The organism is Microcystis aeruginosa NIES-2549 (assembly GCF_000981785.2).
Taxonomy (GTDB): domain Bacteria; phylum Cyanobacteriota; class Cyanobacteriia; order Cyanobacteriales; family Microcystaceae; genus Microcystis; species Microcystis aeruginosa_C.
Genome location: NZ_CP011304.1, coordinates 1,538,780 through 1,554,209 on the forward strand (window position 1 = coordinate 1,538,780; position 15,430 = coordinate 1,554,209).

Genomic DNA, 15,430 nt, shown 5'->3' on the forward strand with positions numbered 1-15,430 from the left:
GTAACAAAACCTTAATGGAAAGTCGTATCCATATCAATCCAGATATTTGTAATGGAAGACCTGTTATAGCTGGAACCCGAATTCCGGTGCAAACAGTTATGGAATTTTTAGGAGCAGGGGATTCTATTGAAGAAGTAATTGAATAATATCCTTCTCTGAATCGAGAAGATATTTATGCCTGTAGGCAATTTGCAGCAAGATTGATGGCGAATCACTATGAAGTCAGAAAAATTGCATGAATGGTTTTTTCTTTGATGAAAATTTACCAGCTAAAATCCTGTTTACTCCATCTTTACCGATCATTTTTAGGGAGAAGTCCAAGGGATACGGAAATTTAGCAATATGCAAAGGATAAAAAACTGGTTATTGTTACGAAAGATACAGACTTTTCCGATCAACTAATGCTTAATTTTTTTGCACCCAAAGTAGTACATCTCCGTTTTGGCAATATACGAAAACGAGAATTTCATCAGTTTTTAGCTCGTATTTGGCCAGAGTTTGAAGCTTTGGTTATTGAACATAAATTAGTTAATGTCTATTTAGATAGAATTGAAGCATTTAGATAATTTTTCCTAACATTCATTGCGATATCGCTAAGGTGGGTAATGCCTGCCTTACTCTAGGGAAAGTCCAGTAATAATATCTTCTGGGGGAATCCCAGCTTGAATTAAATTGGTTGTTAATCCTTCTTCAAGATTATCATCTTCAATGACAATTTTATTTTTCAATAAACGAGCGTGAAATAAAATTGTATTAATCCACGCTTCTTTTTCCCAACCAGTCATAATTATTAAAAAGTTGCCTGATTCTGGATCACAAACTGGGGTAATTTTAAGGGTTTGTAATCGAGGTTGCATCGCCGACTCTTTTCTGATAACTTGAGTCAGAATATCGGCATAATTTACTGTGTTATCCATTCGCAAATTATCTCCTTTTGAGGATTATAAATAATTAAATTGATTCTATTACGTTTAATAACCAGTTGGAAAATAGCTTTTTTGAAGTGTTTTAAATAAACTGCTTGACTAATGCCCAAAAAAAGTTTTCTTTCAGGTTCTTGTGAATCTAAAGCCCATTGGTATAATTGAAGTTGTCCTATTGTTTTTTCTAATTCACTGATAACTGAAGGCGTATCAAAGTCTTTGATTTCTACGGCAATTTTACGTTCTTATTTTTCCGCAGCAAAAAACTTTTCTGCTCCTAAATCAGCTTTAAGCAAGGTTTTTTCTAAGGTTAGAATTAAAGGATCATCAGTGATTTTCCAACCCTCTTTTTCTAAAGTATGACGTAATGATAAATGTAGATCGTCTCGTCTGGACATCCTTATAAACCCTGCTTAAGAGGTTCGATTTCTATTCTACTACAGTTCGCCCTAATTCGGATTTATTATGACCGCAAAAGCGGTAAGGTGGGCAATGCTCACCCTACTATTTCTATTTTCGCTTGGTCAGGCTAGAGACTAACCCTAATCCTCCTAATCCTAACAAGGCAACAACGGAACTCAGTGCAGATCTGGTAGGGTGTGTTCCCTCATGCAAGTCCTACCGCTGCAGCGATAGATTTGAATGATTATAAGCTAAAAACGTCTAGGCACAGCGACGGACGGGAGTGCGAGTGCCGTCGAATAATTGTAAATTTTTGTTACGAAGTGCAGTCAGATTGAAGAATTAGTGCTATGGTCGCTGAAAAGTTCTTTGTATCTCGGCTGATTGTCAGGAATCTACAAAACGGGGTGATATGCCGAAAGTTTCCCCATATCCTTACTCTGGTTATTCGGAAAGTTTCTGTATAATCAATGGTTAGCTGGCCTCGTAATACCACGATGTATCTGATTAGGAGCGATATTATGCGACTTAGTGAAAATTTTTTACAGCCAGCATTGTCAGATGATTTTTACTGGCTCAACGAGCCGACGCATTATCGTTTGGGTAATGGCTTGGAAATTTCTACAGATGAAAAAACTGATTTTTGGCAAAACACACACTATGGTTTTCAAAGAGATGATGGGCATTGCTTATTGATGCGACAAGTTGGGGATTTTTCCCTAATGACCCAAGTAGAATTTCAGCCTCGGGAAAAATATGATCAATGTGGCCTAATGGTGCGGATTGACAGTCAGAATTGGATAAAAGTTTCCACGGAATATGAAAGCGAACAAGCTAGTCGGCTTGGTTCTGTGGTGACCAATTTGGGATATTCTGATTGGGCAACGCAAGACATTTCTTCACGATACCGCGAAATGTGGTATCGCATCAGTAAACGGGGGAGCGATTTTCTGCTAGAGAATTCTTATGATGGGCAGGCTTGGCTGCAAATGCGGATCACACACTTACACAAGATAGCCGACGATTGCCAAATCGGAGTGTATGCCTGCAGCCCGATAGGCAAAGCGTTTCGCTGTTGTTTCAAAACCTTGGAAATCTCAGACAATCAGTGGCTGGCAATACCGGAAGCCAGCTAACAACCGTATGCACCTGACTGGCACTTATGCGCCTTAACGCCTGGCTTGTTGTGGTTCACGGCTTGTCTGTCTTATGCTAGAGTTTCATAATTACCCGAAGCTAATGAGGCCAAAAATAATGGACAAAAATAAGCCAGAAGAAGTTCAAGAAGCAATGATTTCAGTGGGAGTGGGTACAGCGATTGGAGCTAGTGCATCGGCAGTAGTTGGCGGTATGGGACTTGCTGTAGGAGGAACTGCTCTAGGAGTCGGTATGGCTCCAGTAGCAGCGGCAGGAGCAGTTGTCGGCACAGCAGTTTACGGAACCAAAAAAGCAATAGAAGAACAAGACGCAACGGCAATTGGAGCAGCGGCAATTGGTGCGGGTGCTGGAGCCGGTATATCAGCATTAGTTGGAGGTATGGGATTAGCAGTAGGGGGGACGGCAGTTGCAGTGACGATGGCTCCCGTTGCGGCAGTAGGAGCAGTAATTGGTTTGGCTGGATATGGTATCTCTAAATTATTCACTGAATAAGTAATGGCTAAACGGAAAAGACAGTCCCCCAATGCTGCTCAAAAATTAGTAAGAGGAGCAATTCGGGACTTTATTAATCAGGTTAATGGCATAGTTATTGAGCCGGAGATAAATACTCCTGTAAAGGGGACAGAGGCTTGGTATCGGGACGAACTTGCTAGAGAATTAGGAGGAAAAACCGAGGTTTACATTGATAAGGTAGGTAGAATAGATGTCTTAACTAATACTGAAATAATTGAAGTTAAAAATACAAAAGGCTGGAAATCAGCGATCGGGCAAATAAAGAGTTATGGACAGTATTATCCTAAGCATAAAATGAGAGTTCACCTATTTGGGAAATTGACTGAGAGTAAACTAGAAACTATTCAAAGAGTATGTAACCTAGAAGGTATAACTCTAACTTGGGAATAGTATGATTGCCGCTCTGGTAGGGTGCGTTCGCTAATGCAAGTCCTGCTACAAAGCGATCGCTTTTGGGGAACGCACCATGCACATTGATGGCAGCTGTCAGTCTAAGTGCGATGCCGAAGAACGTAGAAGCATGAAATCCAAGGACTGATCATGTTACGCTACCGCTAACCCGTCCTACAAATAATTTTGTCTCCCTCGCTATTTTCTAGACATCTTTCTCCTTGTCCTTTTTCCCTTTTTTAAGAAAAGGTATAGCACCTAAAACCACTCCTGTACCCAGGATAGTTAAGGATGGTTCAGGCACTGGTTGATACAAGTGATCGCCGTTAATCTTCCAGTTCGATCGCATATTGTTCGATCCAATCGGTCAATCTGGCCAAACCCTCCTTATATGTTTCGAGACCACCGGCAAGACCAAGAAAGAAAGTGACCGTTTCTGCTTCGCTGGCGTTCAAGCGATAGCCGTTCTTTCGCAAAAAAGTTGAAACGGTGGCCAGAGCTATACGTTTATTACCATCGCAAAAGCAATGATTTTTGACAAAACCGTAGTCATAAGCCGCCGCTAACTTAAAAATCGATGATTCGGGTTCGTACTGAAAAAAGAATTTTGGCTTATTGACAGTGGACTCTAACAGGGTTGGGTTTAAAACTCCTTGAGTCCCCCGGTTCGAGCGATTAAAATTTCCTGAATCACCCTAATCGCATCGCTCGATAACCATTTCGGTTCCTCGATCATTATTTGGCGAGTTCCTTGAAGGCGTTGCGGTACTGAGAATAAGTATCTTCAAAAGCTTTCATGGTTTCTTCAAAATCGGGATCAAAGCCAGAAATTCTGTATCCATCTGGCGATTCCGTGATATAAATCTGATCTCCTTCCTCTACGTTTAGTCGGGATAAAACCTCTTTCGGTAAGATCACACCTATGGAATTGCCGATTTTTCGGAGCGTTAGACTTGTCATAACCTATGACCTTCCGTAATTATGTTATGACAAATGTTATAACATAACTAACTGCCCAAAGAATTATTTTAAAGAAAAAGACTTCCGATCGTGAAAGCCGCTCTTGTAGGGTGCGTTTCCTAATGCAAGTCCTGCTACAAAGCGATCGCTTTTGGGGAACGCACCATGCACATTGATGGCAGCTGTCAGTGCGATGCCGAAGAAGGTAGTGCGATCGCTGTCATCTTCTTGATTAAACTTTAAAACTGGGATCTCTTTGAGTGTCATTAGTGCGATCGCTTTTCTTGTCAACAGTTCTAACTCATGCTGATTTTGATATAATAGCCATAATTGTTTGACATCTTAAGAGAAAAAATCATGATTAGAGCGATTAAACAGAAAGGAATTGTTGGCAGAGAAGGAAAAATAGAGCTTTATTCTACGGAACTAGAAGAAGGAACAGATGTGGATATTATTATTTTAGTATCTGATCCTGAACCCGATACAACCGAATATCTTCTTTCAACAGAAGCCAATCAGCGTGAATTATCCGAAGCTATTGACAGAATAGAAAATAAAGAAAACTTAGTGACAATTGCCGTAAAAGAATGGCGTGAAAAATATAGTATTTGATCCGAAAGCTTTTAAACAATTCAATGAATGGGCGATAGAAGACAAAAAACTCTATTAAAAAATCGTTGATTTAATTGACGACATATTGCGCCATCCCTTCTCTGGAATCGGTAAACCCGAACCCTTAAAACATCAACTCAAGGGTTATTGGTCAAGACGCATTAATGATGAACATCGCTTAGTTTATAAAATTACAGAAACAGAAATTATTATTATCAGTTGTAAATTTCATTATGACTAGGCTCAATGCGATCGCTGTTATTTTGTTGATTAAACTTTAAAATTGCCATTGCTTGGGATAGGAACGCCAAGGTCGATCGCTTTTTGGGGCAAGAGAAGGAACGATCGCATCTCTCCTAGGGTAGAACGCTGATGGCAATAGTCAACAACTTACCCGAAAAAGCTAGATTTTGTAACAAAAATTAGTATTACTTAGGGCTGTGTATAGAGAAGTTGCGAATTGTTAACCTTAGCTTTGCTAGGAAAATAAAATGTGATACTGTGACCCCAAGGCCGTGAAAAACGGCCAGGTTTTCAGTTTTTTTAAACATCAGGTCGCCACATTCTACAGCTATTTTCGCTCAAAAAAAAACGATTTTCTAGGCATTTCCATGACTTATCTTGTTGAACATCCTTCTACAACCTTTTATTCCTATACCGATACGGGGGTCGATCCCCTGAAAACCGCTCACGGAGTTTATATCACGGTTCACGGACATTTTTACCAACCACCGCGAGAAAATCCCTATCTAGACAGAATTGAACGGCAACCGAGCGCCCATCCCTTCCATAATTGGAATGAACGCATCCATCACGAGTGTTATCGTGCCAATGCTTTTGCACGCATTTACAATGACCGGGGGGAAGTAATCAAAATAGTCAATAACTACGAATATCTCAGCTTTAACATCGGGGCCACCCTAATGTCATGGATGCAATACCATGATCCCGAAGTTTACCAACGCATCCTGACAGCGGATCAAAAAAGTTGTCAACGCTTAAACGGTCATGGTAACGCCATCGCCCAGGTCTATAATCATATCATTCTGCCCCTAGCCAACAAACAGGACAAATACACCCAAATTCGCTGGGGAAAAGCCGATTTTCAGCATCGTTTCGGCCGTGATCCCGAAGGAATGTGGTTAGCGGAAACAGCCATTGATTTAGCCACAGTGACAGCTTTAATCGATGAGGGGATTAAATTCACCATTTTAGCCCCTTCCCAGGCCCTGCGCTGTCGTCCTTTCCCTAGCGACCATGATCCCCATCCCCAATGGCACGCGGTGGCCGGAGGTCAAATCGATCCCACCCGTCCCTATCGCTGTTACATCCCCGATGGTCGTTATCTGGATATTTTCTTCTACGATGGTCCAATTTCTCGGGATATGGGCTTTAATGATGTCCTAGCCAGCAGTGATTTTCTCGTCGGTCGTCTGGGACAGGCAATTAAAGGGGATCATCGTCCCTCCCAGTTAATCAGCGTCGCTACCGATGGGGAAACCTTCGGCCACCACAAACAGGGGACAGAGAAGTGTCTTAGCTATGCTTTTACGGAATCTTTCCCTAAAAACGGCTGGACAGTCACCAATTTTGCCCATTATCTCAGTATTTGCCCCCCCACTTGGGAAGTGGAATTAAAACCCGTGACCGCATGGAGTTGCTTCCATGGCGTAAATCGTTGGCAGGATGACTGTGGTTGTGGGGGAGGGGGAAATTACCAGCAAAAATGGCGTAAACCCCTGCGGGAGTCCCTAAATTGGCTCAGAGATGAGTTAATTAAGGTTTATGAGATTCAGGGACGGGAATTTTTCCGGGATCCTTGGCAGACAAGGGATGACTACATTGCAGTTATTTTAGATCGATCCCCAGACGCGATCGAACATTTCCTCGCTTTGCATCAAAGTCGCAACCTGAGTAAAAGCGAGAAAATCGATGCTTTGCGTTTATTAGAAATGCAAAGACAGGCTTTATTGATGTTTACCAGTTGTGGCTGGTTTTTTGAGGAAATTTCTCGACCTGAAGGCACGCAAATTTTGAGATATGCTGGCCGGGCCCTGGAATTAGCCGGAGAAGTGGCCGGAATTCAATTAGAAATGAATTTCCTCAGTCGTCTAGCTTTCGCTTCCAGTAACGTTAAGTTATATCAAGATGGGGCTGATGTCTATCGACAATTGGTCACTTCTGCGCGGGTGGATTTGGAACAGGTGGCGGCCCATTACGCTATTAGTTCTCTATTTACCAATTATCCCAGTCATCATCGGATTTATTGTTACAATACCCGTCAATTAGATTATCAAAAACAAGCGATCGGGTCTTTAACTTTAGCGGTGGGACAGGTGGAATTAACCTCGGAAATTACCCAAGAAAGTGAACATTTTGTCTTTGCTGTTCTACATTTAGGAGGTTGGGATTTTTACTGCTGTATTCAACCTTTTAACGGTCGGTTAATCTATACCAATCTTAAGGACCATCTCTTTGAATCTTTACAACAGGCCAGTGTCTCAACCATGATCGTAGAAATGGGGCGCGGATTGGGAGAAAACTTTTTTGCTTTACCCCATCTTTTTGCCGACGAAAGACACCGGATCATGCAGAAGGTGACAGCCGAAACTAAAAAACGTCTCGATCAATTATACACCCAAGTTTATCGGGATAATTACGGCATTTTAGCGGCTTTCCAACGGGATGAGCTGCCCGTACCTCAAGAGTTACAGGTAGCGGCCGATATTGCCATTTCTCACCGTTGTTTACAGGTGATTAATACCCTAGAAAAAGATTTTGAGCAGCGGCAAGCGACGGAAAATAATCTCGATCAATTATTGGCTATTGCTAAGGAAGCCAATCATTTACGCTGTCAATTAAATATTCCCGAAGCGCGTCAAACCTTAGAAAGTCTGCTCTGGCAATCTCTTTGGAAATTATTACACGATGGCGATCCTTTAACGGCGGAGGAGGATACTCGCTTAATCACCCGTTTAATTGAAGTTAGCCAACAATTAAACCTAGGATTATCCCTCGATCGCTCTCAGGAATTATACTATAATTATTTCCACGAGCGTCTAGTTCCTAATTGTTTGCGGTCTAATTCAATAGATGCTTCCTGTCCCTGGCCGATGACTCAATTAAAATGGTTATTACTATTAGGACAGGTGTTAAAAGTTGATGTGAGTATTTGGCTGTAAAATCAGTCAAAGGGTGGGCAATGCTCACCCTTTGATGATTAAGTAGGTTAGGCGATGATTGCCCTGAAACTCAGGTTAACCCAGAGACTAAACCCTTAGATTTATAATAGATCACAAGTCTCTCATCGAAGGTTTACATGACTATCACGCCGATTTATACCGCCTCAGCCAGCACAGTAACCCAGTATCCCGATGCTTTTGGGCGTTTTGGACGCTACGGGGGCAAATACGTCCCAGAAACCCTGATGCCAGCCTTAAGTGAACTAGAAACGGCCTATAATCAGTATAAGGACGACCCCGATTTTCAAGACGAATTAAATCAACTGCTCAAGGATTACGTCGGTAGACCTAGTCCCTTATATTTTGCCGAACGTCTCACCGCCCATTATGCCAAAGCTGACGGCACTGGGGCGCAAATTTACCTAAAACGGGAAGATTTAAACCATACCGGGGCCCACAAGATTAATAACGCCCTTGGTCAGGTTTTATTAGCCAAACGCATGGGTAAAAAGCGAATTATCGCCGAAACTGGAGCAGGACAGCACGGCGTGGCCACCGCTACGGTTTGCGCTCGTTTTGGTCTAGAATGCGTGATTTATATGGGAATTCACGACATGGAACGCCAAGAACTCAATGTTTTCCGCATGAGACTGCTTGGCGCGACGGTGCAACCCGTGGCCGCCGGGACGGGAACCCTGAAAGATGCCACCTCGGAAGCGATTCGCGACTGGGTAACTAATGTGGAAACCACTCACTACATCCTCGGTTCTGTGGCCGGTCCCCATCCCTATCCGATGATGGTACGCGATTTTCATGCGGTTATCGGTCAAGAAACTCGTCAGCAAAGTCTGGAAAAATGGGGCGGTTTACCGGATATTCTCCTCGCTTGTGTGGGTGGTGGTTCTAATGCTATGGGTTTATTTCATGAGTTTGTTAAAGAAGCTGCCGTGCGTTTAATTGGTGTTGAGGCCGCCGGGGAAAGTATCGCTTCTGGAAAACACGCCGCCACCCTTACCCAAGGTCAACCGGGGGTTCTACATGGGGCCATGAGTTATTTATTACAAGATAACGAAGGTCAAGTTATCGAGGCCCACTCCATTAGTGCCGGTTTAGACTATCCCGGAGTCGGGCCAGAACATAGCTTTTTAAAAGATAGTGGTCGCGCTGAATATTACAGTGTGACGGACAAGGAAGCATTAGAAGCTTTTCAACGAGTTTCCCGTTTAGAAGGGATTATTCCGGCCCTAGAAACTGCCCACGCTTTAGCCTATTTAGAAACTCTTTGCCCACAAGTGACCGGTAGTCCTCGCATTGTTATTAATTTCTCTGGACGGGGTGATAAAGATGTGCAATCGGTGGCTAAATATTTATCGATGAATGGTTAACAGTGAGCAGTTATCAGTTATCAGTTATCAGTGAGAGGGATAAGCTATTGTGCATCTAAATTTGATATTCGTTTTGACCTGTTCCTCGTTCCAGACTAGCTTAATATGAAAAGTTCTTTTAAGAAGGGTTATCAGTTAGGAATTTTGATGCTTGTATCGACAAGTTTAATGGCCTGTAGTGCCTTAAACTATAACTCTTTTACGGAACTCGTACCATCTTTCTCTCCCTCTCCCTCTCCTTCTCCTGTGGATGCGGCAACTTTACTTGTTTTAGAGAATAAAATCTATCAACAGGTCAATCGCTATCGTCAATCTCGCAATTTATCTCCCCTACTGTTAAATCCGGCAATTTCGCAACAAGCAAGATTACATAGCCAACGTATGGCCGCGGGTTTAGTTCCTTTTAGTCATCAAGATTTTGACAAAAGAGCGCAAACTATTGGTGTTTCAGTTCCCTATCAAGCAGTAGGGGAAAATCTGGCAGTTAATCAAGGTTATGAGGACCCGGTAATGATTGCTGTGGATGGTTGGATTAAAAGTCAAGGTCATCGAGAAAATATCGAGGGAGATTTTGATAGTACTGGGATTGGAGTAGCGACGGATAATCAAGGAAAATTGTACTTTACTCAAATATTTTTAAAACGTCAATCCGCTCCCGTTTCTACTAATCCCCTTAGCTATGATCCTATCGGGAATCAATCTTTTTTTATTACCCTCGAAGAAAACACTAATTATCAAGTTAATCGCTACCGAATTTCTCAAAATTTACCACCCCTACGTCTCGATGCTCGCATTAGTCACGAAGCTCGCTTATTTAGTCAAAAAATGGCCAATAAACAGGCTCCTTTTAGTCATGATGGTTTTGAGGGAAGAGTCAAGGCAGTACAAAGGAAGATTCCTTTAGAAAAAATGGGCGAAAATTTGGCTTTTATGAAGGGATATCCTGACCCCGTGAGTGTTGCCGTCAAGGGTTGGATTAATAGTCCTGGTCATCAAAAAAATATGGTTGGTGATTATAATTTCACCGGTATCGGTATCGCTAAAAATAATGCTGGTGAATATTATTTTACACAACTTTTTGTTAAAAAGCATTGACAAAATCCCCCCGATGATATTTAAATTTAATTAGCAGTTTTTAACTATCAGCCTTTTCAGTTATCAGTTATCAGGGAAATAAAGGCAGTCGTGCGATAGGCAAAAGCATTACAAATTTCCCTCCTGTCTCCTATCTCCTGTCTCCTATCTCCTGTCTCCTGTCTCCTAAATATATGAACTTAGACAATTTTCAAGTGTGCGATCAAGATTTAAGCGATGACCTATTATCGCGTTATCTAGGGGTTAATTCGATCGCTGTAGATACAGAAACTATGGGATTAGTACCGGGGCGCGATCGACTGTGTTTAATTCAACTCTGTGACCCCAGTGGTTTTGTCACCGCTATTCGCATTTTTAGGGGGCAAACAGAGGCTCCTAATCTCAAAAAGGTCATGGAAGATGAGCGGATAGAAAAAGTCTTTCATTTTGCCCGTTTTGATGTGGCTCAATTGTCCCATACTTTTGGCATTGCCACGCAACCGATTTTCTGCACCAAAATCGCCAGTAAACTGGCTCGGACTTATACTAGCAGTCACGGGTTAAAAAGTCTCGTGCAGGAATTGGAAGGCATAGAATTAGACAAAACCGCTCAAAGTTCTGATTGGGGAAATGCCGCTAATCTTACCCCACAACAACTGAGTTATGCTGCTAACGATGTGCGCTATTTACTGTCAGTGCGGGATAAATTAATTGTGATGCTGCAAAGGGAAGAAAGATGGGAATTAGCCCAAAAATGCTTTAGTTGTATCCCCATCTTCACCGCTTTAGATTTACAGCAATACAAAGATATATTTGAGCATTAGTCGGCAAAAGTTACGGTCTATTTAATAAGTAAATAGAAGATAGATTTTGTCGTTGATATCCCCTTAATAAGGGGGGTATCTGACAATTTTTAACACCCACCCACTCAGTCCGATTGACTGCCAATCGAACTTTAAAAACCCAGTTATGGATTGTTTCTCCCCACTTCCCACTCCCCACTTCCCACACCGATTACTGATCACTGAAAATACTCCCTAGGGCTAAAAGCTGCCAAGATCACAAAAAAGACCGCTATGATCGAAAATAGAAATCATCGTCATTGGTAGAGAATAGGTAAAAAATCTATGACATCTTATGCGGCCTCCTCTGCAAGAGCCGAAATGAGCGAACTTCGGCGCCTAAAAACCCTACTACCGCCAGAATTACAAAGTTGGGTAACGGTAGAAGGTTCCACAGAGGTTAACCCCCCCCTGATCCGTTGTGAAGAAATTGGCAGAGACGAGGTAGAAATTCAGATAGATTTAGCCAAATGGGAAAATTTAGCCATAGATCAGCGTAATTTGCTCTTTTGGCATGAAGTGGCCAGGATTCAAAATGATAGTATTCCGCGGGAAGGCTGGGAAATGGCCGCCCTCGCTATTGGCTTAGGTGGTGCGGTGGGGGAATTATGGGTACAGGACGGGTTATTATTACTTTTGGCCATGGGACTATGTGGGATTTCCGGTTATCGTCTCTGGCGCAAAAATAATGGTGATAAAATTCTCAAAGAAGCGATCGAAGCCGATGAAAAAGCGATCGCTCTGGCCACCCGTTTCGGTTATTCTCTCCCCAACGCCTACAAGAGCCTAGGCAGTGCCTTTAAAACCCTAATCGAACAAACACCCAACCGTCGTCTGCGTAAGCGTTATGAGACCCGTTTAGATGCCCTGAGAAAGAGTGCCGCCAAAGCGAAGGCCCAAACCCAAGGCCGTCCGCCCCTAGGGGAGATTCGTTAGCCGATGATCACAGGTAATCTCTGACATTACCCATTGGTATTTGGGGAAAAGTGTAGTAAACATTTAAGTAGGTCATCAGGCCTTGCTCATCTATCAAACCACCTCGTTGTGTCGATGACTTCCCCAATCCCTGAAACACGTTTTCTGATCATTCCGATGGAGTATCCAGTTTTGCGGATGCCGGAACGCTTGACTGTCTTGGAAGCAGTACAGTTCAAGGATCTGTTTCACCATCTCATCGCCCAAACACCCACTCCCGAAAAAGTCATTCTTGATCTAAATGCCACTCAATTTATGGACAGTAGTGGTGTGGGTGCTTTGGTGCATAATCTCAAAGCGGCCAGGGCAGAAAATATCGAGTTAGTGCTGGCTAACGTCCATCCCCCAGTGATGGGGGTTTTATCGATTACGGGACTAGATCAATTATTGACTTTCCAAACCCCCCCCCTAGCACCCCAAGAAAACGGCCTTACTGCCCCTGAAAACCATCTACCCGAAACCCATCCCTCAATTCGCAGTTGGTTAAAGCGCGGTCTTGACATTGTTGGTGGGACCGTGGGTTTATTAATCACGGGGGTTATTTTTGTCCCCATTGCCCTCGCTATTAAGTTAGACAGTCCAGGTCCAATTTTTTTCAGTCAAACCCGCTGCGGTTGGTTGGGAAAGGAATTTAAAATTCTCAAGTTTCGTTCCATGTGTGTGGATGCCGAAGCACTCAAGGATAAAATCCCCAATCAAGCGGAGGGAGCTTTTTTTAAGAATAAAAATGATCCCCGGATTACCCGGGTAGGAAAATTTTTACGTCGTACCAGTTTAGACGAATTCCCCCAGTTTTGGAATGTGATCACCGGTGAAATGAGTCTTGTCGGCACTCGTCCCCCCACACCCGATGAGGTGGAACGCTACGATGTTCCCCAATGGCAGCGTTTAGACGTAAAACCCGGTATGACGGGGGAATGGCAGGTGAATGGTCGCTCTCGGGTGAGTAATTTTGAAGAGGTAATTCAACTAGATTTGCGCTATCAAGAAAATTGGAGTTTAGGCTACGATCTACAACTGATTTTTAAAACAATTTTGATTCTCTTTCAAAAAAACAGTGGTGCCTTCTGAAGTCTTAAATTCCCCTTCTTCCCCCCTCCAATTCCATCTACAAGTCCGGACGGAATTGGCAGCTTTAATCCCAGTCCTACAATGGTTTGAATCTCACGGCCGTTCTTTTCTACCCGACTCGGCGCTTTGGCAGTGTAAGGTGGCTTTAGCGGAAGGATTTACTAATGCTGTCCGTTACGCTCACCAACATTTACCACCGACTACACTGATCGATCTAGAATTAACTTTACAGTCCCATTCTCTAGAAATAAGAATATGGGATCACGGTCAACCTTTTGATCTGCAAGCAAAACTTGATTCTCTACAACAACATCCCCTCGCACCTTTGGAAATGGAAAGCACTCGCGGATTACTTTTCATGCGTTCTTTTACTGATACTTTACAATATATCCGCACTGCCGAAGGGAGAAATTGTTTAATTCTCCAGAAAAGTTTTTAAGTCAATTTATCCCCTGTTAGAAACTACGTCAATGGCACAGGTTTCCAGACGAGAAAAAAGAATTATGCCACCACCCACACCCCAGACAAGGGTGGGAAGATGTCCCCAGGGTGCTTTGAGAGAGAAAGTAATTTGATCGTAGTATAACCACGTGTTATTAACTCGCCAACCTACTTTTGACCCAAAATCGTTCCATTTTTGTTGATCATAATTGCCGCTTCCTCCCAAACTTTCATAGATTCTTTTCTGAACAGATATACCTAATTTTCCCTGACTATATTTTAACCAGAGTTGATTGATAGTGGCTAAATCTTCACAGGGAAAGTTATCTATGTTTTCTATCTTAAGATATTTTTCTTTAGTTCGATCGGCAACTTTTAAAAATAGATTAGCTGTTTCTTGATCTGCCTCTTGCCATTTTTCTTGCGCTAAGAAATCGCGTAGGTTAGTGTAATCAATAGCCCTAGCACTTTTGAGGTTAATTTCCTCCCTGGTGGCGGCTGGAAAAACTGGCAAAACCGTTTCTTGAATTGTGGCCTGTGATCGGGGTTTTGGCGGAATCACTGCGGCTAATTTTACTGCTAACTCTTGCAGGACTTCCCCGGCTGATTGATAACGTTTTTTGGTGCCAAATTCAATTAATTTATCTAAAATTTCACCTAATTCAACACTAACAGGATTATTAATCAGGTGCTGTCTCCATACCCATTCATGTTCACTCACATCGAATAATTCAAAGGGAGATACTCCCGTCAATAAATAGATACAAGTGACTCCCAAACTATATAAATCACTGCTATTAATCGCTTTGCCATTGCCTTGTTCTGGGGCGATATATCCCGCCGAACCGATCACTGTTCCTGTCAGGGAAAGATTAGGAATGTTCATAAATTTAGAGGCACCAAAATCAACTAAAATTATTTTATTATCGCTGCTTCTTCTAATTATATTAGCTGGTTTAATATCCCGATGAATGACTCTTTTAGTATGGATAAAATCAAGAATTGGCAAAATTTCTAATAAAAGATATTTGATCTTTTCTTCATTGAAAACTCCTTCGCTTTGTAATTCTTGTTCTAGGTTTTGTCCCTCAATATATTCTTGCACAAGATATTGCCGCCCATCATTGCCGGTAAAATAGGCATAGAGGGAGGGAATTTGTGGGTGTTGACCGAGATTATCTAAACTAATCGCTTCTTCTTTAAATAATTCCGCCGCTTTCTTGAGAGCATTACTGCCTTGAGCGCTAGGAAAAAATTGTTTAATCACACAATAAGGTTTAGAAGGTTTATCCTCATCAATTGCTTGAAAAGTTTTACCAAAACCTCCTTGACCAATTAATTTTATAGCACGATAACGATCTTTGAGTAATAATTGAAAGCGACATTTTTGACAGAATTTATCTGTAGGATCATTGTTATGAAGACAATCAGGATTAAGACATAAACTCATAGCTGGTTTAAACAGGGATAGGGAAGATGTTTCAGTTATCAGTTCACTGTTT

Annotated in this window: 20 protein-coding genes and 1 pseudogene; 14 read left to right on the plus strand and 7 right to left on the minus strand. The window is 42.3% G+C overall.

What is annotated here, in order from left to right:
• Positions 1-14 precede the first annotated feature (14 nt).
• Together myaer_RS21935 and myaer_RS21940 are read left to right on the plus strand one after the other, a co-directional pair.
• Positions 15-146: a DUF433 domain-containing protein gene (locus myaer_RS21935; protein ID WP_080949720.1), complete on the plus strand. Its 132-nt coding sequence runs from the start codon at positions 15-17 to the stop codon at positions 144-146.
• 219 nt (positions 147-365) lie between these two features.
• The gene (locus myaer_RS21940) at positions 366-566 is read left to right on the plus strand and encodes a DUF5615 family PIN-like protein (protein ID WP_235614850.1); all 201 of its coding nucleotides are present in this window, start codon (positions 366-368) and stop codon (positions 564-566) included.
• 48 nt (positions 567-614) lie between these two features.
• Here the strand turns inward: myaer_RS21940 and myaer_RS07330 are convergent, their stop codons facing one another.
• Positions 615-917, minus strand: coding sequence for an element excision factor XisI family protein (locus tag myaer_RS07330; protein WP_002784929.1), 303 nt, complete (start codon positions 915-917; stop codon positions 615-617).
• Positions 902-1,321 (minus strand): annotated as a pseudogene (locus myaer_RS07335) (XisH family protein). The gene myaer_RS07330 and the pseudogene myaer_RS07335 overlap by 16 nt, the downstream one beginning before the upstream one ends.
• A gap of 525 nt (positions 1,322-1,846) precedes the next feature.
• Between myaer_RS07335 and myaer_RS07340 the strand changes: the two are divergent.
• From myaer_RS07340 to myaer_RS07350, 3 genes are all read left to right on the plus strand, one after another.
• A complete protein-coding gene (locus tag myaer_RS07340) occupies positions 1,847-2,461 on the plus strand; it encodes a DUF1349 domain-containing protein (protein WP_002734072.1) in 615 nt (204 codons plus the stop codon).
• 115 nt (positions 2,462-2,576) lie between these two features.
• The gene (locus myaer_RS07345; protein ID WP_079209156.1) at positions 2,577-2,975 is read left to right on the plus strand and encodes a hypothetical protein; all 399 of its coding nucleotides are present in this window, start codon (positions 2,577-2,579) and stop codon (positions 2,973-2,975) included.
• 3 nt (positions 2,976-2,978) lie between these two features.
• Positions 2,979-3,386 carry a hypothetical protein gene (locus myaer_RS07350; RefSeq protein ID WP_046661599.1) on the plus strand — a complete coding sequence of 136 codons (408 nt, stop codon included), beginning with the start codon at positions 2,979-2,981 and terminating at the stop codon, positions 3,384-3,386.
• A gap of 205 nt (positions 3,387-3,591) precedes the next feature.
• On the opposite strand, the gene myaer_RS22650 is transcribed toward myaer_RS07350, so the two are convergent.
• From myaer_RS22650 to myaer_RS07370, 4 genes are all read right to left on the minus strand, one after another.
• Positions 3,592-3,735 (minus strand): PEP-CTERM sorting domain-containing protein, encoded by a 144-nt coding sequence (locus myaer_RS22650; RefSeq protein WP_080949721.1) that lies wholly within the window; start codon positions 3,733-3,735, stop codon positions 3,592-3,594.
• A complete protein-coding gene (locus myaer_RS07360) occupies positions 3,713-4,021 on the minus strand; it encodes a type II toxin-antitoxin system death-on-curing family toxin (RefSeq protein WP_235614851.1) in 309 nt (102 codons plus the stop codon). The genes myaer_RS22650 and myaer_RS07360 overlap by 23 nt, the downstream gene beginning before the upstream one ends.
• 100 nt (positions 4,022-4,121) lie before the next feature.
• Positions 4,122-4,346 carry an AbrB/MazE/SpoVT family DNA-binding domain-containing protein gene (locus myaer_RS07365; RefSeq protein WP_002757519.1) on the minus strand — a complete coding sequence of 75 codons (225 nt, stop codon included), beginning with the start codon at positions 4,344-4,346 and terminating at the stop codon, positions 4,122-4,124.
• A gap of 63 nt (positions 4,347-4,409) precedes the next feature.
• Positions 4,410-4,613 (minus strand): hypothetical protein, encoded by a 204-nt coding sequence (locus tag myaer_RS07370; protein ID WP_103672697.1) that lies wholly within the window; start codon positions 4,611-4,613, stop codon positions 4,410-4,412.
• 90 nt (positions 4,614-4,703) lie between these two features.
• On the opposite strand from myaer_RS07370, the gene myaer_RS07375 reads away from it, so the two are divergent.
• From myaer_RS07375 to myaer_RS07415, 9 genes are all read left to right on the plus strand, one after another.
• Entirely contained in the window at positions 4,704-4,958 is a 255-nt protein-coding gene (locus myaer_RS07375) for a hypothetical protein (RefSeq protein ID WP_046661600.1), read from the plus strand.
• 61 nt (positions 4,959-5,019) lie between these two features.
• Positions 5,020-5,199, plus strand: coding sequence for a Txe/YoeB family addiction module toxin (locus tag myaer_RS07380; protein ID WP_235614852.1), 180 nt, complete (start codon positions 5,020-5,022; stop codon positions 5,197-5,199).
• A 370-nt stretch (positions 5,200-5,569) separates the two neighbouring features.
• On the plus strand, positions 5,570-8,140 hold the full coding sequence (locus myaer_RS07385) for a DUF3536 domain-containing protein (RefSeq protein WP_046663631.1): 2,571 nt from the start codon (positions 5,570-5,572) through the stop codon (positions 8,138-8,140).
• A 137-nt stretch (positions 8,141-8,277) separates the two neighbouring features.
• Positions 8,278-9,525, plus strand: a complete 1,248-nt coding sequence (trpB, locus tag myaer_RS07390) for a tryptophan synthase subunit beta (protein WP_004163756.1) — start codon at positions 8,278-8,280, stop codon at positions 9,523-9,525.
• 105 nt (positions 9,526-9,630) lie between these two features.
• A complete protein-coding gene (locus myaer_RS07395; protein ID WP_046661601.1) occupies positions 9,631-10,620 on the plus strand; it encodes a CAP domain-containing protein in 990 nt (329 codons plus the stop codon).
• A gap of 173 nt (positions 10,621-10,793) precedes the next feature.
• Entirely contained in the window at positions 10,794-11,423 is a 630-nt protein-coding gene (locus myaer_RS07400) for a ribonuclease D (RefSeq protein ID WP_046661602.1), read from the plus strand.
• Positions 11,424-11,726: 303 nt separating this feature from the next.
• Positions 11,727-12,377: a DUF3318 domain-containing protein gene (locus myaer_RS07405; protein ID WP_002756971.1), complete on the plus strand. Its 651-nt coding sequence runs from the start codon at positions 11,727-11,729 to the stop codon at positions 12,375-12,377.
• A 114-nt stretch (positions 12,378-12,491) separates the two neighbouring features.
• A complete protein-coding gene (locus tag myaer_RS07410) occupies positions 12,492-13,487 on the plus strand; it encodes an anti-sigma factor antagonist (protein WP_046661604.1) in 996 nt (331 codons plus the stop codon).
• Positions 13,474-13,926 carry an ATP-binding protein gene (locus myaer_RS07415; RefSeq protein WP_046661605.1) on the plus strand — a complete coding sequence of 151 codons (453 nt, stop codon included), beginning with the start codon at positions 13,474-13,476 and terminating at the stop codon, positions 13,924-13,926. The genes myaer_RS07410 and myaer_RS07415 overlap by 14 nt, the downstream gene beginning before the upstream one ends.
• A 6-nt stretch (positions 13,927-13,932) precedes the next feature.
• Here the strand turns inward: myaer_RS07415 and myaer_RS07420 are convergent, their stop codons facing one another.
• Positions 13,933-15,378, minus strand: a complete 1,446-nt coding sequence (locus tag myaer_RS07420; RefSeq protein WP_046661606.1) for a serine/threonine-protein kinase — start codon at positions 15,376-15,378, stop codon at positions 13,933-13,935.
• Positions 15,379-15,430 lie beyond the last annotated feature (52 nt).